Here is a 17,634-nt window from a genome sequence, read left to right on the forward strand (position 1 = left end):
TCATGGCATCCCCAGGCTCTCAGAAGGCCGAGCCCGGCAGGCCGGCGCAGCGCTCGGACGCCCGGACCAACCGGGCGCGGATCATCGCCGCGGCGCGGGCATCGTTCGCGGACCGCGGGATCGACGTCCCACTGAGCGCGATCGCCCGTCGGGCCGGTGTCGGACCGGCAACGCTGTACCGGCATTTCGCCACCCGCGACGCGCTGCTGACCGAGGTCTTCGCCGGCCAACTCGCCGCCTGCGACGCTCTCCTCGACGAGGCGCTTCAGGATCCCGATCCCTGGCGGGGATTCTGCGTCCTGCTGCACTCCGTCGCCATGCTGCAGGTCGAGGAGCGGGCCTTCACCGATGCGTTGCTCACCCGGCTCGCCGGGACCGAGGGCCATGAGCGACTGCTCGGCGCGGCCGAGGAGAAGCTCCGCCGCCTCGTGGTGAAGACCCAGCGCGCCGGTCAGCTCCGCCGCGACTTCGATCCTGGCGACGTCACCGCGCTGATCGCAGCCAACGGTGGGCTGGTGCACACGCTCGGCGACGAGGCCCCGGCGGCGATCCGTCGCCAGTTGGCCTACCTGCTGCAGGCCTTCCGGGCGGACTCCCCCGGAGCGGACGCAGCGGGACCGCTGCCGCCCGTTCCGCAGATCGGCCTCGGGCACCTGCACCGGTGTCGATGACGCCGCATCGCTCCGCATCCAGACCGTACGCGTCGTACTCATTCGCGCACGGGCGACCGGTAGGGAATGCGTACGAAGGGTACGGTCTGCTGATGGCGGACCTGTGCCCACCCGTACGATCTGGCCGCGTCCCCACCCGTACGATCGGGCCGCGTCCCCACCCGTACGATCGTGCCGCGTCACCTGCCGTGCGGGTCGAGCTGGTTGAGCGTGGCGACGACCCGGTCGTAGTCGCCGCGGGCCTCGCCGTAACGCAGGAACTTGACGTTCTCCACCTGGATCTCGGTGGCGTACGGCTGCGACTCGATCAGCCCGACGACCTCGGCGACGAACTCGTCCAGCGGCATGGCGCCCTCGCTCTCGGCCTGACCCGGCAGCAGGTCGGTGCGCACCGAGGGCGGCTCCAGCTCGAGCACACTGACACTGGTGCCGGCCAGCTGCAGCCGGATCGACTCGCTCAGCATGTGGATGGCGGCCTTGCTGGCGTTGTAGCTGGGCGTGGCCATCAACGGTGTGAAGGCGAGCCCCGAGGAGACGGTGACGATGGTCGCGTCCGGTCGGCTCTGCAGGTGTTCGATGAACGCCGCGATCAGGTGGATCGGGCCGAGCAGGTTCGTGGTGACGATCTGCTGCGCCGATTCGAGGAAGCCGGCGGCTGTGGTCCAGTCCTCGACGCGCATGATGCCGGCCATCGGGATGAGCACGTTCACCTCGGGATGCTCAGCGATGACCCGCGCCGAGACGGCCGAGATGCTGTCCGGGTCGGCGGTGTCGATGCGGTAGGTGTGGATGCCGGGGTGCTCGGCGGCGATCTGCTCGAGCAGGTCGGTACGGCGGCCGCCGATGATGACCTCGTTGCCCCTGGCCCGGAGGGCGAGGGCGAGGGCCAGGCCGATGCCGCTGGTCGCGCCGGGGATGAAGACGGTGTTTCCGCTGATGTTCATGCCTCCAGCCTCGGTCGGGGACCGGAGGCGTACCAGAGTGCGCTGATCGGGGGATCGTCGATCCCTGGCACCCGACGTCGGCCACCGCCGATACTTCGAGGGTGGACCGTGACGCACTCGCCGACTTCCTCACCCGTCACCGCGACGCGGTGAGACCGTCAGACGTCGGGCTCAGCCCCGGACCACGCCGTCGCACGCCGGGGCTGCGTCGCGAGGAGGTCGCACAGCTCGCGGCGATGTCCACCGACTACTACACCCGGCTGGAACAGCGGCGGGGGCCACAGCCGAGCACGCAGATGCTCGGCTCGCTCGCCAGGGCGCTGCGGCTGACCCCGGACGAGCGCGACTACCTCTACCGTGTCGCCGGCCACCCTGCCCCCGATCGTGCGGCGGTGACCGACTACGTGGCGCCCGGGCTGCAACGCGTCCTGGACCGGCTGGTCGACACTCCGGCGCTCGTCCTGAACGCGCTCGGCGAGACGCTGCTGCAGAACGATGCCGCCCGAGCCCTCTTCGGCGACGCCGGCGGGCTGACCGGCATGGAACGCAGTGGCATCTACCGCTGGTTCGTGCACCCCGAGCAGGAGCGGTGGCGCTACCCGGAGGGTGACCAGGATCGGCAGAGCCGCGCGCAGGTGGCATCCCTCCGCGTCGCGTACGGTTCCCTGGGCGCCGACTCCCGTGCGGGCGACATGGTGCGCGAGCTGACCCGGCGCAGCGCCGAGTTCGCCCGGCTCTGGGACGCCCACGAGGTGAGCCGACGCTTCGAGGACCACAAGGTGCTCATCCACCCGGAGATCGGGCCCATCGAGGTCGACTGCCAGGCGCTGCTCACCGAGGACGAATCGCAGGTGCTGCTGGTGCTCACCGCGCCACCACGTACCGAGGCGGAGAGCAAGCTCAGACTGCTGACCGTGCTGGGCACCCAGGCGTTCGCCGGCGAGCCGACCTGACGCCCCAGCGCAGGCACTGACGAGATCACGATGCACATCGTGGGTCGCCATCCGCTGGAGGAGTACGCCTGGGGCACGGTGAGATCACAGCCCGGAGAGGCCCTGCCTGTCCGGTGGAGTCGCCAGGCTGACCGCGATCCACAGTCGATGGCGGGTCGGCGGATCACCCAGGTCGACGCCGAGGATCCTCGCGCATCGGTCGATCCGTGATCGGAGGGTGTGGCGATGCAGGTTGAGGGCGTTGGCCGCAGCCTCCCACTGGCATCCCGCATCCAACCAGGCGGCCAGTGAGCGAGTGAGGTCCTGACCGTGCGCATCGTCGTACCGGGTGAGCGGCTCGAGCGTACGACGCGCCTGCTCATCCATCCCTGGCACCGCGGCGACCGCCTCCATCATGTGCTCCATGCTCCCGGGGCGATATCTGATCCAGGGAAGATCAGCGGACAACGCCTCGCCGAGCGCCGCCACCGCCTGTCGGTGCCCGAGAGCCACAGAGTCGTAGAGCACCGGCTGCGACACGCCGATCCAGGCGCCCTCGAGTGGCACCTCGGCGATCGACCCGGTGGTCCGCCGAGCCGACGACAGCACCACGGTGAGCCCCTCGTATTCGGCAGCGAACGGACGCCCGTCGCCGACGCGGCGCCCCAGGACACGGATCAGATCGCTGCTGGGCAACTGGTCGGACGCCACGGCCATCACCACGATCGGCGGATCCGGGAGGGTGCCCCAGGCTGCCGTGGTCGTGCGCGCCTCCTCGACCGCTCCGCTGAGCAGCAAGCGGAGTACCGCCGTATCGAGCCGCGCACGCTCCCTGCGGACCTCGGCGGAGCGCACCATGGCGACCGACAGGAGCGCCACTGCCGAGGTGATGAGCTGCTGCACCGGCTCGGACATCCGCCCGTCACTTCCGTACGCCAGGACACCGAGCAACTCGTGGGCCGGACCGAGGGTCTGCAGATGGGCACCCAGCTCCGTCCCCTGCAGACTTGTCCCGCTGCGTACGCCACGATCGAGGATCCCGACCGAGCGCTCGCGGAGTGCCGCCACCACGGATGCACCGAATCGGGCGGCTTGACCGGACCGATACAGGGGTCGCGCCAGCTCGTCGAAGCAGATCACCCACGTGTCGAGTTCCTGGCCGAGCTGTTCGACCACGGCGGCGGCGCCGTGCTCACTCAGCGCGGCATGGGTGAGGCGCCGTTGGGCCTCACCGAACCACACCGCTGTCTCGCGCTGGTCCTCCCGCAGCAGCGCCCCCACGTCGCGGATCATCTCGATGAAGGAGGTCTGCCCGCCCCATATCAGTGACATCCCCTGCCGCCGGCATTCGCCGGTCAACTCCGTCAGCAGGTGGGTGCTGTCCTCGAGGTCAGGATCCCCGATCCGTTTCGGCCCGCACACGATGCCCGCGACTCCGGCCTCGGACAGTCGCTCGACGTACGCCGCGGCGGTCGGGCCGTCGAAGCCGTCGTCGACCAGCGGCCCGGTGGTGAGAACGAGTTCGCCGCCGTGCAGATAGGGCGTCGGATCCAGCAGGTTCGTGAAGTAGGGCCACGACACGACCGGATCGTGGTCGGCGGGAACGACGACCTCGACGCGGGGTCCGAACGTCCCGAGGACGTCACTCAACGAGAGGCTCATGCCGTCCCATCGAAGCCCCAGGATGTTTCGTCGACGAAACGGTCGAGTAACGGCACGACAGGGGCAGGAGTGCCCGGTCCGGCGCCGTCCGGTACCGGGTCACGGCGAGGGTGGACGAGATGGCGTTACGGGGCGATTGCCGGCGCCGTCGCGTCCACAGCCCGGAGATGTCGCCCTCCTATGTTCTGACTCACCCGAGAAGGAGCACAGATGACGACACACATCCTGGTCAGGACCCAAGGGTCAGACGAGTTCGCGACCGATTTCGCCACGATGTCCCGCTTCGGCGCCACTCCGGCCGGTGGTGTCGATCGACAGGCAGCGACCGCCGCCGACGGGCTCACCCGGGACTGGCTGTCCGGCTGGTTCGCCGACCACGGGTTCACTCGACTGGTCGATCCGATCGGCAACCTCTTCGGCCTGGCGGAATATGTCCCCGGGGCGCCGTACGTGCTCGTGGGCTCGCACCTCGACAGCCAACCGCGCGGCGGCCGCTACGACGGCGCGTACGGAGTCCTGGCTGCCGCCCATGCGGTGGCGCGAGTCACCGCCGCCGTCGAGGCGGGCGACGTCGTCCCGACCTACAACCTGGCGGTCGTGGACTGGTTCAACGAAGAGGGCTCCCGCTTCGAGCCGAGCATGATGGGAAGCGGTGTGTTCTGCGGTCGCCTCCCCGTGGAGGTGGCGCTGGCGACCGCGGACCGCGATGGAGTCACGGTTGCCGAAGCACTGACCCGTATCGGCTACCGCGGGACCGACGCCGTCCCCGAGATCGTCGGTTACGCCGAGATCCACATCGAGCAGGGCCACCGGCTCGAGGACGCGGACGTGACCATCGGGCTGGTCGAGTCCAACTGGGCCGCTCACAAGTACCGCCTGGTCGTCCGCGGCGAACAGTCCCACACCGGATCGACGCCGATGGCGGAGCGCCGCGACGCTCTGCTGGGAGCCGCGCACATCGTGGTCGCCGCCCGGGAGGTCTGCGACCAGTTCCCGACCGGCCAGCTGCACTCCGGGATCGGTCTGCTGGAGGCGATTCCGAACTCCCCCGTGGTCGTCAACCGGGAGGCGCGGCTCCACCTGGACATGCGGTCACCGTTCCCCGAGGTGCTGGACCGCTCGGACGCCTGGCTGCGGGCCCGGTTCGAGGAGATCGAGAAGGCCACCGGCACCTCGATCGACCTCGGCGAAGCCCACTTCTGGGGTGTCGAGCCGTACCACGACGACGGCGTGGTGATGGCCGAGCAGGCGGCGGCCGACCTCGGTCTCACGGCCCGGCGCACTCTCACCCTGGCCGGGCACGACTCCACCAACCTGAAGGATCTCGTGCCGACGGTCATGCTCTTCATCCCCAGCGTCCGCGGCATCTCCCACAACGAGCACGAATACACCGCCCCCGAGGACTGCGAAGCCGGCGTACGCCTGCTCGCCGAGGTCCTCGCCCGTCAGATCACCGGCGCGTGCACCGGCGCACCCTGCACATCCGCGCTGGCCGCCACCCTGCACACCGTCCCCGCCTGACCCCCGCAGATTACGGAGCACCTCCCATGCACCTCACCACCGCCCACTGGTCCCTGCTGCTCCCCGTGATGGCCCTGGTCCTCACCCCGCTCTTCCCCTTCGTCAACACCCCCACCACCGCTCTCGGCCTCCCGCCGATCCTGTTCTGGGTAGGCGGCTGGGCGATCGTCACGACGCTCATCCTCGCCGCACTCTTCCGTCGGGAGCCCGAACTCAACGACACCACCGGTACGGAAGGAGACCTCCGATGATCATCGCCACGATCCTCGGCCTCGCACTGATCGCCCTCCTCGGCCTTCTCGGCCGCCGAACGGTCCTCGACACGAACTCCGGATGGTCCATCGGCAACAGGACCATGAGCAGCCTGACCACCTTCTTCCTCCAGGCCGGGGCCATCTTCACCAGCTTCACCTTCCTGGGCATGTCCGGTCTGACGGTGCTCGGCGGGATCTCCGCCGCGTACCTGCCGGCGTACCTCGTCATCGGGTACATCGGGATGTTCCTCCTCGGGCCCGCCATCTGGAAGCTCGGCAAGGTCTTCGGCTACCACACGAACGCCGACATGGTCGGCCACCAGTTCGGCAGCCCGGCACTCGGCCGCCTCGTCGCCCTGCTGGCGGTGGTCTTCTTCACGCCGATCGTCCAGGTCCAGATCGTCGGACTCGGCACGATCGTCTCCTTCAGCACCGGCATGAAGCAGGCCGGCACGCTGAGCATGATCGTCGCGACCGTCCTCGTCCTCGCCTTCGTCACGACGGCCGGGCTGCGCGGAGTCGCGGTGACGGCCTACTTCAAGGACGTTGCGATGGTCGTCGCACTGGTGATCATCCTGGCCGGCACGCTCGCCACGTTCCACGCGGGCGATCTGATGGGTGAGGTGATGACTCGGGCCGAGCACCTGACAGTGATCGCTCCCGGAACCAAGACGTACGGGATCGCGTGGTTCATCTCGAGCGTGGTGATCAGCGGGATCGGTCTGGGCGCCATGACGCTGCCGGAAAGCTGGCCCGCGGTGCTGTCGGCCGACCGGTCCAGGGCCGTCTCCAAGAACCACGTCCTGCTGCCGCTCTACACGCTGGCGACCTTCATCCCGATCGTGCTCGGCTTCTTCGCGGTCACCCAGCTCCAGATCCACAAGGGTCAGGAGAACTCCGCCATCCTCACCCTCGCGGAACAGTCGCTTCCCGGGTGGCTGATGGGCATCGTGGTGATCTCAGGGCTGGCCTGTGCGATCGTGCCGGCCGCCCACTGCGTGCTGGCCATCGCCACGCTGGTGTCGTCGAACCTCACCCCCGCCGGGATCACCGAACCCCGCAAGCTCCTCGTCGGCCGCGTCGCCTCGGGCCTCATCCTGCTGCTCTCCCTCGGTCTTGCCCTGGGACGCCCCGATCTGATGGCGAATCTCTACCTGCTGACGTACGCCGGCCTGGTCCAGCTCGCTCCCGCCAACCTCCTTGCTGTCACGCGCCAGAGGTTCGTCAACGCTGCCGGCCTGATCGCCGGGCTCGTTGCCTCCGAACTTGTGGTGATCGGCTTCACCGTCGGAAAAGTGAGCGTCTTCGGTCTGAACACCGGCGTGGTCGCCTTGGTGGTCAATCTCGTCGTGATGGGTGTCGTGTCGTCGGTGACCGGCGAGGCGAGGCGCCCCGAGGCGCCGGATCGGCAGTCCCCCCTGCCGGTGGCGGCGGCCCAGCGGGAGCTGGTTCTCGACCTCGACGCCTGATCTCACACCTCGGCGCCTGTTTCGACCCGAACCCGCCGACATCGCCCTTCTCAGAAAGGAACGCCCGTGAGCACCCCGGACCCGTACGCCTACCTCAGCGCGACGGACTTGACGGCACAGTTCCGGAGTCGCCGCGTCCGACCATCGGAGGTGATCGAGCACCTGTTGGCGCGCATCGCGGAGGTGGATCCCTCCGTGAATGCGATCACCGAGGTGCTCACCGACCTCGCTAGGACCCGCGCCGCGGACGCCGACCGCCGCTGGGCGGCAGGTGAGCTCGCCCCGCTGCTCGGGGTGCCGGTCGTGCTGAAGGAGAAGCACGACCTCGCCGGCCGCCCGGTGAGTCAGGGTGTGGTGGAGCTCACCGACACTCCGGACCGCGACCATCCGATCGTGGAGCGACTGCTCGCCGCAGGAGCGATACCCATCGCCCGCAGTGCGGTCCCCGAGTTCTGCGCAGCGACCGTCACCGATTCGCGCCAGTGGGGTGTCACCCGTAATCCGTGGAACCCTGCCTGCACTCCCGGCGGTTCCTCGGGAGGATCCGGCGCGGCGCTGGCCGCCGGATTCGCTCCGCTGGCCACCGGATCGGACATCGGTGGGTCGACCCGGATCCCCGCGTGCTACTGCGGGGTGGTCGGCTACAAGGCGCCGTACGGTGTGGTCCCCGGTCTGCACCCCTCGACCATGGACTGGTACCGCGGCGACAGTGCGATGGCGCGAACAGTCGAGGATGTGCGCCTCATGCACAACGTCATCGCCGGCCAGCACCCCCGTGACCAGCTGTCGATCCCTTCGCGGCCGGTGGCCCGCCCGCCGCGACCCGGGCACCTGGACGGCGCGACCGTGGTGCTGAGTCGCCGCCTCGGCGACTACCCCGTGGAGGCCGACACACTCGCCAACCTCGAGGAGACCGCGTACGCCCTGGCCGCCGCCGGCGCGACGATCGTGGAACGCGAACTCCCGTGGCACGCCAACGAGATCATGGACCTGGCCTTCGCCCACTACGGTCACATCCTCGCTCCGGGCATGGCGGAGCAGATCTCACGGTCAGGCGCCATCGTCTCTCCGTACATCACCCAGTTCATCGAGCACGCGCTCGAGGCGGCCTCGCGGATCGGGCTGCCGGAGACGTTCCGCCGAGAGACCATCATGCGCGACCAGCTCTCGGCAGTGCTCAGCGATGCTGACGCACTGATCGCCCCGGTCTCCGCCCGCTCGTCCCTCCCTGCCGAGGCCCCCACAACGTCCGTCGGCCCCGACGGCCGGCACTACTGGCAGGACCAGATGGCGGTGCCGATCAACATCAACAACCGGTGCCCCGCGCTGGCGCTACCCACAGGATTCGGCCACCACGGCGTTCCGACAGGGCTGCAGATCGTCGGCAGCCCGTACGACCAGGAAGCGGTCTTCCGGATCGGCTACGCCGTGGAGGCCCACCGGCCGTGGGCACAGATCACCCCGGCCGACACCACTGACGAAGGGAAACACTGATGTCTTCGATTCTGGAGGCCAGCACGCTGGTCGCTCCGACGGCTCCCGTGGGAGACGGAGCACACGGACAGGAGCTCGACGCGGCGATCATCGCGGCGGACCACGACCGGGTCTTCCATTCCTGGTCCGCGCAGGCCCATCTCCCGGCCTTCTCGGTGGCCTCCGGCAGCGGTGCGACGCTGTGGAACCATGCGGGTGAGCGGTGGTTGGACTTCTCCAGCCAGCTCGTCAACGTGAACATCGGCTACCAGCATCCCCGGGTCGTCGCGGCGATCAAACAGCAGGCCGACCTCCTCACCACCATCGCGCCGGCGACCGCCAACCTCGCTCGGGCGGAGGCTGCCCGCCGCATCCTTGCCCACGCCCCGGCGACCTTCGAGAAGGTCTTCTTCACCAATGCCGGGGCCGACGCGAATGAGAACGCGATGCGTCTTGCTCGCCTCTACACCGGTCGGGACAAGATCATCTCCCGTTACCGCTCCTATCACGGCAACACCGGCGCTGCCGTCGTGGCCACCGGCGACTGGCGGCGCATCCCGAACGAGTATGCGCGCGGTCACGTCCACGTCTTCGGCCCTTACCTCTACCGTTCCGAGTTCTGGGCGACCACCCCGGAGGAGGAATGCGCCCGCGCGTTGCACCATCTGGATCGGGTGATCCAGATGGAAGGACCCGACACGATCGCGGGGATCCTGCTTGAGACGGTGCCCGGGACCGCTGGGATCCTCGTGCCACCGCCGGGATATCTGGCCGGGGTCCGCGAGATCGCCGACCGCTACGGCATCGTTCTGATCTGCGACGAGGTGATGGCCGGATTCGGCCGCACCGGCACCTGGTTCGCGTTCGAGCAGCAGAACGCCATCCCCGACCTGGTCACCTTCGCCAAAGGCGTGAACTCCGGCTATGTCCCGGCCGGCGGGGTGTTGCTGAGTTCGCCTGTCGCCCATACCTTCGACGAGAGGGTCTTCCCTGGCGGCCTGACCTACTCGGGTCACCCGCTCGCGATGGCGGCGATCGTGGCGACGATCGAAGCGATGGAGGACGAGCAGGTGGTGGAGAACGCCGCCTCGGTCGGTGCCACGGTGATCGGACCGGCGCTGGCCCAGCTGCTCGCGGACAACCCACTGGTGGGCGACGTACGTGGCACCGGTCTCTTCTGGGCCGCCGAACTGGTGACCGACAAGGCGACCCGCGAGCCGTTGCCGGCAGGACGGATGGCCTCGATCAAGGCCGCCTGCCTGACCAGGGGTCTCATCGCCACCGTCGTCGACAATCGTGTCCACGTGGTGCCGCCCTGCGTCATCACGACGGACGAGGCCCGACGCGGCATGGCCATCCTGGCCGAGGTCCTCACCGAGGAGGCGTCCCGATGACCGCCTCCCCACGTCGCGTGCTGGTCACCGGTGCGTCCTCCGGCATCGGGGCGGCGACCGTACGGCGCCTGCAGGCCGACGGGATGGCGGTCGTCGCCGCGGCCCGCAGGGCCGACCGACTGACCGAGCTCGCCGACGAAACCGGCTGCGAGGCCTATCCCCTCGATGTCACCTCCGCCGAGGAGGTCGACGCCCTGGTCACCCATCTGACCCGGACCGGCGGGCTGGACGCGGTGGTCAACAACGCGGGTGGGGCGCTCGGCCTGGACAGCATCGCCGACGCCGACATCGACGGCTGGCGGCGGATGTACGAACTCAATGTCCTCGGCACCCTGCGGATCACCAAGAGCGTCCTGCCACTGCTGCGCGCCTCGGGTGCAGGCGACGTGCTGGTCGTCACGTCGACCGCCGCGCACGGTGCCTATGAAGGAGGCGGCGGCTACACCGGCGTCAAGCACGCCGAACGGATGCTCGCCACGACGCTGCGCTGGGAGATCGTCGGCGAGCCGATCCGGGTGCTGGAGATCTCTCCGGGCAACGTCGAGACCGAGGAGTTCTCGCTCGTCAGGTTCGGCGGCGACCGCGAGCGCGCGGCCAAGGTCTACCAGGGCTACCAACCGCTGCTCGCCGAGGACATCGCCGACGTCATCTCCTACGCCCTGACCCGCCCCGACCACGTCAACCTCGACCTGGTCATCGTGCGCCCACGGGCCCAGGCCCACAACACCAAGATCGCCCGCGATCCGGCCTGAGGACGACCTGCAACGCGCCGCCTCAGGCGGTCGGCCTCAGGCGGTCGGCCTCAGGCGGTCGGCCGGTCGTACTCGGCCAGGATCTTCCGCGACGACGAGAGGCCGAGGCGGGTGGCACCCGCCTCGACCATCGCCAGCGCGGTCGCCAGGTCGCGGATGCCGCCTGCCGCCTTGACGCCGACCCGCGGGCCGACCGTCTCGGCCATCAGCCGGACCGCGTGCACCGAAGCTCCTCCGCCGGGATGGAAGCCGGTCGACGTCTTGACGAAGTCGGCTCCTTCCTGCACGGCGATCCGGCACGCCCGGACGATCTCGTCGTCGGTGAGGATCGCGGACTCGATGATCACCTTGAGCACCGTCGGGGCAGGCACGACGGAGCGTACGGCGGCGATGTCGGCGCCGACCGCCAGCCACTCGCCTGCCTTCAGGGCCCCCAGATCGACGACCATGTCGACCTCTGCGGCGCCGTTCGACACCGCCAGGGCCGCCTCGGCCGTCTTGATCGACGGGGCCACCGCCCCGGAGGGGAAGCCGCACACGGTGGCGACGCGCACCCGCTCGACCCGTACGGGCAGCCGGGCCGGCGAGACGCAGATCGCGTACGCTCCCAGCTCACGCGCCTCCCAGGCGAGCGCCTCCACGTCCGCGGTGGTGGCCTCCGGCCGCAACAGGGTGTGGTCCACCAGCTGCGCCAGTTCGTGACGGGTGATCATCTCGGGCTCCTCTTCCTCGACCGCTTCGACGTTCCGGCCGGCACAGAGATCAGCCGGCACAGACATCATGCCGTCGTCCGTCCCCGGCCCGGCGGATGGACGTCCGGCGGCCGCTCCCGACCGCGGGCGCCGGACGGAACGTACGCTGAAAGCACGAGGGTTCCGTACGGCACAAGGTGGTGGCGACGATGGGCACAGGCATCCGTCTGGGGCGCATTGCCGGGATCGAGATCAGGCTGCAGTGGAGCGTGGTCGTCATCTTCCTGTTGATCGCGTGGAGCCTCGCGACCGTGCAGTTCACCCCGACGCCGGGAGTCGGCACGACGGCCAGCTGGGTGGCGGCGGTGATCGCCGCGCTGCTCTACTTCGGTGCGCTGCTCGCCCACGAGTTGGGCCATGCGCTGCTGGCCCAGCGCAAGGGTCTCGAGGTGGAGAGCATCACGCTGTGGGTGTTCGGTGGGGTGTCGCGGCTCAAGGGCGAGGCCGAGGGCCCGGCCGACGAGTTCCGGATCGCCGTGATCGGGCCGGTGGTGAGCCTCGCAGTCGCCGCGGTGTTCGCCGGTGCCGGCTATCTGCTGGCGACGCTCGGTGCGCCGACCCTGGCGGTCGACGTGGCCCGGTGGCTGGCGTTGATCAACCTGCTGCTGGGCGTGTTCAACCTGCTGCCCGCGTTCCCGCTCGACGGTGGCCGGGTGCTCCGCGCCGGACTGTGGCGCCGCAGCAAGGACCGGGCCTCGGCGACGCGGACGGCGGCCGCCGTGGGACGGGCCTTCGGGATCAGCTTCGTCGCCGGCGGCGTCTTCCTGTTCGTCGCCGGCGCGCCGGTCAACGGACTGTGGTTCGCCCTGCTCGGCTGGTTCCTGTTCGGCGCGGCCCGGGCCGAGGAGTCCCATGTGCTGCTCGCGGGTGCCCTGCGCGACGTACGGGTGGCGCAGGTGATGACCGGGCATCCGACGGTCGTCCCGACCGACCTCGCCGTGCAGGACTATGTCGAGCAGGCGATGGCGTCCCGCTTCACATCCTTCCCCGTGGTCGACCGGAGCGGCGCGGTGGTCGGGCTGGTGACGATGCGCCGGGTCCGGGCGGCGATGGCCGGTGGCGACCAGCACGCCACCGTCGGGCAGGTCGCCATCCCGCTGGCACAGGTGCCCGTGCTGTCCCCGTACGACACCGCCACCCAGCTGGTGGACCGGCTGCAGCAGGCCCCGGACGGGCGGGCTCTCGTCTTCGACGGCGGACATCTGGTCGGCATCGTCTCCCCGACCGATCTGCAACGGATGCTGGACCTGGCCCTGTTGCGGCCGCGCGGCGACCGTTGAGCTGAGGACGGCGACGGGGCCCTCAGAGCGTGGCCGTGTCGATCACGAACCGGTACCGCACGTCGGACCCGAGCACCCGCTCGTACGCCTCGTTGATCCGGTCGGCGCCGATCAGCTCGACCTCCGGCGCGACACCGTGCTCGGCGCAGAAGTCGAGCATCTCCTGGGTCTCGGCGATGCTGCCGATCCCGGAGCCGGCGAAGGACCGGCGGTTGCCGAACAGGGTGAAGACGCCCACCGGCATCGGCTCGGCCGGGGCGCCGACGTTCACCAGGGTCCCGTCCAGGCGGAGCAGCCCGAGGTAGGCGTTCAGGTCGATGTCGGCACTGGAGACAGTGTTGATGATCAGGTCGAACGTGTTCGCCAGCGCGGCGAAGGTGGCCGGATCGCTGGTGGCGTAGTAGTGCTTCGCCCCGAAGGCCAGGCCGTCGGCCTGCTTCGCCAGCGAGTGCGACAGCACGGTGACCTCAGCGCCCTTGGCGGCGCCGATCTTGACGGCCAGGTGACCGAGGCCGCCCATGCCGACGACCGCGACCTTCATGCCCGGACCGGCACCCCAGTGGGTCAGCGGCGAGTACGTGGTGATGCCGGCGCACAGCAGTGGTGCCGCCGCCTCGTACGGGATGGCTTCCGGCAGCCGCAGCACGAAGTCCTGGTCGACCACGACGTGGGTCGAGTAGCCGCCCTGGGTGATGGTGCCGTCGCGATCCAGCGAGCCGTACGTCTGGGTGTTGCCCTTCAGGCAGTAGTTCTCCATCCCGGCGCGGCAGTTCTCGCACTCACGGCACGAGTTGACCATGCAACCGACGCCGACGCGGTCACCGACCGCGAACTTCGTGACGGACGGGCCGACCTCGACGACCTCGCCGGCGATCTCGTGGCCGACCACCTGCGGATAGCTGACCGGGCCCCAGTCGCCGCGGACCAGGTGGATGTCGGAATGGCAGATGCCGGCGTAGCGGATGGCGATGAGGACGTCGTTCTCGCCCGTCGCCCGTCGCTCGATCGTGAGCGGGACGAGCGGTTCGGTGGCGGACGGAGCGGCGTAGGCACGGACGTTGAGCATGGATCTCTCTTCGTGGTCGAGTGAACGGTCACATTCATGGGAGACCGTCTGGGGGTGAGCGGCTGCCCCTCCATCCAACACCACCCGGTGCCGCGGTGGGAAGTCCAGACCGACCCCTCAGCCGAGGCCCTCGGGCGCACGACCACCGACCGGCCCTGGATCGGCCGCGGCCTGCACCGGCGCAGCGCCCTCGACCGGCTCCCGCCTGAACGGCCAGAACGCGAACCCGTCGCTCAGCACCGCCAGCAGCGGGAAGGTGACCCCGAGCAGCGCCGACGCCAGCCACACCTCACCCTGGAAACCCGGGGCCCCGAAGGGGATCTCCCCCGAGACGGCCGGCAGGACGAGGACGTACAGCCGGCCGAGCAGCACGCCCACGACCGCGGCGATCAGCGCGGAGACCGCGCCCCGGGCGGGCTGCCCGGTCGGCCCCGGCAGCCGACCCTGGAGGATGTTCAGCACGACGATCGAGCCGAAGAGGAACGCCACCGTCACCCCGGTCAGCATCGTCGGCCACGGCAGTCGGACCAGTCCCACGCCGACGAGTTCCACGACCAGCGTGACCGCGGCGATCAGGCCGGTCGAGGCCACCGCCACCACCGGCGGGTTCTTCGTCACCCGCTCGGTCAACGGCCAGAAGTCGAGGTGCAGGAGCAGCAGCCCCGCCGCCATCCCGGTGACCACGGTGGTCATCACCGCCCAGATGTCGAACGGACCGTGCGGATCCAGTGCCGGGACGTACGCCGGACCGCCCTCGAAGGACGCGTAGTTGGCCAACAGGCCGTACGTCAGGGCCGACAGTGCGTACGCCGCGACCATCAGGAGGTAGCCGCCCAGCACCGGGTTCCGGATGCCGCGGAACGGCCACCCGCGCCAGATCACCGCGAGCAGGAACGTGTACGGCACCGCCATGATCGCGATGTGCGCGACGTTCGGCACCGGCGGGGTCATCCCGCCGCCGAACAGGACGACGAGCAGCGTGGCGATGACCGCCGCGTTGACCAGCATCAGGACGAGGAAGGCCAGGCCCCGCCAGGGCTGGCCCAGCCGGCCGATCCACCGGGGATGCTCGGTGCGCCAGAAGGCGCCGACGACGAAGAGGGTCGGCACCCCGCAGACGAGCAGGTAGGAGACCCGGTCGCGGAAGGTGGGCCAGGAGAAGAGCGCGATGAAGCCGAGCGAGAGGACGACGGCCACGATGAGCACCAGGATGCCGAGCACGGGCTGGCGAAGAGGACGGCGCACGGCGGTGGGCGCTGGTTCGTTCATGATCGTCCGTTCGGGAGCGCACCGAGGTGCTGGGGCGCCACACCCCACCACATCGGTTGAATCTTGAATTGGTTGGGCTCACGGTAGCCCGCCGACACACGCTCCCGCCCACCGTCGTTTGAACGTGTGGCACATCACACCGGCGCGCATCCCGACCGGACGGGCCGCCCCACCGTCGGAGCGGTCGTGGGTCCAATGAGACGATGACGCCGTGGATCCCCAGCTGAGCGCGGCCTCACGCGGCCGACCCGACGTCCTGGTCTGCGACCTCGACGGCACGATCGTGTTCGACGGCGAGGTCCCGTCGGAGGACGCCGCCGCACTGCGGGCCTGGACCGAGGCCGGCAACCTGCTGGTCCTGGACACCGGCAAATCGGTCGACGCCATCCGACGGGTGTGGACGGCCGACCTGCCCCGCCCCGACTACGTGATCGCCTTCACCGGGGCGGTGATCACCGACGGCGACCTGGTGCCGCTGTCGGTGCGCTCGCACGACCCGACGCTGTTCCGAGAGGTGTTCCGTACGGTCCGCGACGAGGCGCTCGCCCTCTACGCGTCGACCATCGAGCGGGACTACGAGGTGTTCAACCGGGTCGGCACCCACTCGATGATCCTGCCGGCGTTCGCACCGGCCGACGCCGACTGGATCGCCGACCAGGAGCTGTTCGGCATCCCGGTGTTCGTCCCGGACGACGACGATCGCGACCGGCTGACCGGCGCGCTCACCGGCCTGGTCGGCGACCGCGGCGTGCTGCACCGCAACCAGACCTTCCTCGACATCGTCCCCGCCGGCGCCACCAAGGGCCTCGGGCTGCGCCGGCTGCTCACCGACCTCGTCGCGGACCACGGCCAGGTGTGGACGATCGGTGACTCCTGGAACGACCTGAGCATGCACGCCGAGGCCGACCACCCGATCGCCCTGGCCCACTCCCCCGCCGAGGTGCTGGCCGCCTGTGAGCGCGCGGTCGGCAGCACCCACGAGCTGGTCGACCAACTACTGGCCTCGACCGATCCCGGGCGCCAGGGCTGACCGCGCCGCGCACCTCACCGGGTACCCGGGGCGTGCCTCCGCACGGTACGGCGACACGCCCCGGGCCGGGTCAGCTGCGGGTCACTCCGGGGGCCGGGCCCGGATCAGCTGGACGTCGCCGACGATCTCCACGGGTCCGGCGGCGTACGGGAGCAGCACGGTCATCCCGCGGCGGATCGGCAGGGTGCCGCCCGCGTAGTCGATCGCCCCGTCCCCGGCCAGCACGATGAGGACCGAGAATCCCGCGTCGACGGCCGCCGACCCGCCGGCGACGATGCGTTCGGCGCGGAAGAACCCGTCGGCGGCGGCCGGGAACAGCCGTTCGGTCGTCGCACTCACCCGACGCGCCGGCGACGCCAGCTCGCCGAGACGTTCGGGCGACCAGGCACTGCGATCGAGCGCCTGCAGGGCCAGGTCGAGGTGGAGGCCCATCAGGGCGTCCTTCTCGTCCATCCCGCGGTAGCCGGCGTACTCCAGCAGGATCGACAGGTCGGTCGGCTGCTGCAGTTCGACCAACGTGAGGCCCGGACCGATGACGTGCGGCAGGCCGGCCGGCACGAGAATGGTGTCACCGGGACGGACCGACAACCGGTGCATCACGCCCAGCATGTCCGCAACGTCCTGGCCACGGAACCACTGGGCCGCCTCGACCTCGGACACGGCGCGGGTGAAGCCCAGCGACACGTACGCGTCCTCGTCGGCGGTGGCGAAGACCGCCCAGGCCTCCGTCTTCCCACGCGGCTCCCCGAGCCGCGTCCTGGCGAAGGCGTCGCTCGGGTGGTAGTGCACGAACAGCCGTTCAGCGGTGTCGAGCAGCTTCACCAGCAGCATCGAATCGGCCCCGTAGCGGCGTACGTGCTCCTCGCCGAGGAACCCGACCGGGTCCGCGGCGATCGCGTCCTTCAGGGTCCGGCCGTCGGAGAGCACCGTCAGCCCGACTCCACCGCCGGCGTGCACCTGGGTGGTCGAGCCGACGAAGTCCTCGGGGACGAACGCGCTCGACTGCGCGATGCCGCGGAACGCGGCGATCCCCGCGCCACCCCGGTACGGACGCTCCGGAGGCTGATTCGCCTCGAGCACGATCGGGGCGCTGGTGAGGACCGGCGCCGGCAGGCGGTCACGATCCGTCAGCCCTGTTTCCATGGAGATCTCCTGGGAATTCTGT

At 70.0% G+C, this 17,634-nt stretch carries 16 protein-coding genes; 10 read left to right on the forward strand and 6 right to left on the reverse strand.

Annotated elements, in window-relative coordinates; translation table 11 throughout:
- The first annotated feature begins 2 nt into the window (after positions 1 to 2).
- Positions 3 to 671 (forward strand): TetR/AcrR family transcriptional regulator, encoded by a 669-nt coding sequence (locus R0146_RS04530; RefSeq protein WP_317691672.1) that lies wholly within the window; start codon positions 3 to 5, stop codon positions 669 to 671.
- A gap of 179 nt (positions 672 to 850) precedes the next feature.
- Here R0146_RS04530 and R0146_RS04535 read toward each other — a convergent pair whose 3' ends face one another.
- On the reverse strand, positions 851 to 1,615 hold the full coding sequence (locus R0146_RS04535) for an SDR family oxidoreductase (protein ID WP_317691673.1): 765 nt from the start codon (positions 1,613 to 1,615) through the stop codon (positions 851 to 853).
- A gap of 101 nt (positions 1,616 to 1,716) precedes the next feature.
- Here R0146_RS04535 and R0146_RS04540 point away from each other — a divergent pair, with 101 nt between their 5' ends.
- Positions 1,717 to 2,568 (forward strand): helix-turn-helix transcriptional regulator, encoded by an 852-nt coding sequence (locus R0146_RS04540; protein ID WP_317691674.1) that lies wholly within the window; start codon positions 1,717 to 1,719, stop codon positions 2,566 to 2,568.
- Between the two features lie 84 nt (positions 2,569 to 2,652).
- Here the strand turns inward: R0146_RS04540 and R0146_RS04545 are convergent, their stop codons facing one another.
- On the reverse strand, positions 2,653 to 4,209 hold the full coding sequence (locus R0146_RS04545; protein WP_317691675.1) for a helix-turn-helix domain-containing protein: 1,557 nt from the start codon (positions 4,207 to 4,209) through the stop codon (positions 2,653 to 2,655).
- 210 nt (positions 4,210 to 4,419) lie between these two features.
- Between R0146_RS04545 and R0146_RS04550 the strand changes: the two genes are divergently transcribed.
- From R0146_RS04550 to R0146_RS04575, 6 genes are all read left to right on the forward strand, one after another.
- Positions 4,420 to 5,730: a M20 family metallo-hydrolase gene (locus R0146_RS04550; protein ID WP_317691676.1), complete on the forward strand. Its 1,311-nt coding sequence runs from the start codon at positions 4,420 to 4,422 to the stop codon at positions 5,728 to 5,730.
- Between the two features lie 26 nt (positions 5,731 to 5,756).
- Positions 5,757 to 5,981 carry a hypothetical protein gene (locus R0146_RS04555; RefSeq protein ID WP_317691677.1) on the forward strand — a complete coding sequence of 75 codons (225 nt, stop codon included), beginning with the start codon at positions 5,757 to 5,759 and terminating at the stop codon, positions 5,979 to 5,981.
- Positions 5,978 to 7,453 carry a sodium:solute symporter family protein gene (locus tag R0146_RS04560; RefSeq protein ID WP_317691678.1) on the forward strand — a complete coding sequence of 492 codons (1,476 nt, stop codon included), beginning with the start codon at positions 5,978 to 5,980 and terminating at the stop codon, positions 7,451 to 7,453. Before R0146_RS04555 ends, R0146_RS04560 begins: the two co-directional genes overlap by 4 nt.
- A gap of 66 nt (positions 7,454 to 7,519) precedes the next feature.
- Complete coding sequence (locus tag R0146_RS04565) at positions 7,520 to 8,947, forward strand: amidase (RefSeq protein WP_317691679.1); 1,428 nt, start codon at positions 7,520 to 7,522, stop codon at positions 8,945 to 8,947.
- Complete coding sequence (locus tag R0146_RS04570) at positions 8,947 to 10,320, forward strand: aspartate aminotransferase family protein (protein WP_317691680.1); 1,374 nt, start codon at positions 8,947 to 8,949, stop codon at positions 10,318 to 10,320. The genes R0146_RS04565 and R0146_RS04570 overlap by 1 nt, the downstream gene beginning before the upstream one ends.
- Positions 10,317 to 11,072, forward strand: a complete 756-nt coding sequence (locus R0146_RS04575) for an SDR family oxidoreductase (RefSeq protein WP_317691681.1) — start codon at positions 10,317 to 10,319, stop codon at positions 11,070 to 11,072. Before R0146_RS04570 ends, R0146_RS04575 begins: the two co-directional genes overlap by 4 nt.
- A 50-nt stretch (positions 11,073 to 11,122) precedes the next feature.
- Here the strand turns inward: R0146_RS04575 and deoC are convergent, their stop codons facing one another.
- Entirely contained in the window at positions 11,123 to 11,785 is a 663-nt protein-coding gene (gene deoC, locus R0146_RS04580; RefSeq protein ID WP_317691682.1) for a deoxyribose-phosphate aldolase, read from the reverse strand.
- A gap of 188 nt (positions 11,786 to 11,973) precedes the next feature.
- Here deoC and R0146_RS04585 point away from each other — a divergent pair, with 188 nt between their 5' ends.
- Complete coding sequence (locus R0146_RS04585) at positions 11,974 to 13,104, forward strand: site-2 protease family protein (protein ID WP_317691683.1); 1,131 nt, start codon at positions 11,974 to 11,976, stop codon at positions 13,102 to 13,104.
- 22 nt (positions 13,105 to 13,126) lie between these two features.
- Here R0146_RS04585 and R0146_RS04590 read toward each other — a convergent pair whose 3' ends face one another.
- Positions 13,127 to 14,170 (reverse strand): NAD(P)-dependent alcohol dehydrogenase, encoded by a 1,044-nt coding sequence (locus R0146_RS04590; RefSeq protein WP_317691684.1) that lies wholly within the window; start codon positions 14,168 to 14,170, stop codon positions 13,127 to 13,129.
- Between the two features lie 117 nt (positions 14,171 to 14,287).
- Complete coding sequence (locus R0146_RS04595) at positions 14,288 to 15,439, reverse strand: hypothetical protein (protein ID WP_317691685.1); 1,152 nt, start codon at positions 15,437 to 15,439, stop codon at positions 14,288 to 14,290.
- Positions 15,440 to 15,650: 211 nt separating this feature from the next.
- Here R0146_RS04595 and R0146_RS04600 point away from each other — a divergent pair, with 211 nt between their 5' ends.
- On the forward strand, positions 15,651 to 16,469 hold the full coding sequence (locus R0146_RS04600) for an HAD hydrolase family protein (RefSeq protein WP_317691686.1): 819 nt from the start codon (positions 15,651 to 15,653) through the stop codon (positions 16,467 to 16,469).
- 81 nt (positions 16,470 to 16,550) lie between these two features.
- Here R0146_RS04600 and R0146_RS04605 read toward each other — a convergent pair whose 3' ends face one another.
- Positions 16,551 to 17,612 carry a class I mannose-6-phosphate isomerase gene (locus R0146_RS04605; protein WP_317691687.1) on the reverse strand — a complete coding sequence of 354 codons (1,062 nt, stop codon included), beginning with the start codon at positions 17,610 to 17,612 and terminating at the stop codon, positions 16,551 to 16,553.
- Positions 17,613 to 17,634 lie beyond the last annotated feature (22 nt).

The sequence above is a fragment of the Raineyella sp. LH-20 genome, assembly GCF_033110965.1.
GTDB lineage: Bacteria > Actinomycetota > Actinomycetes > Propionibacteriales > Propionibacteriaceae > Raineyella.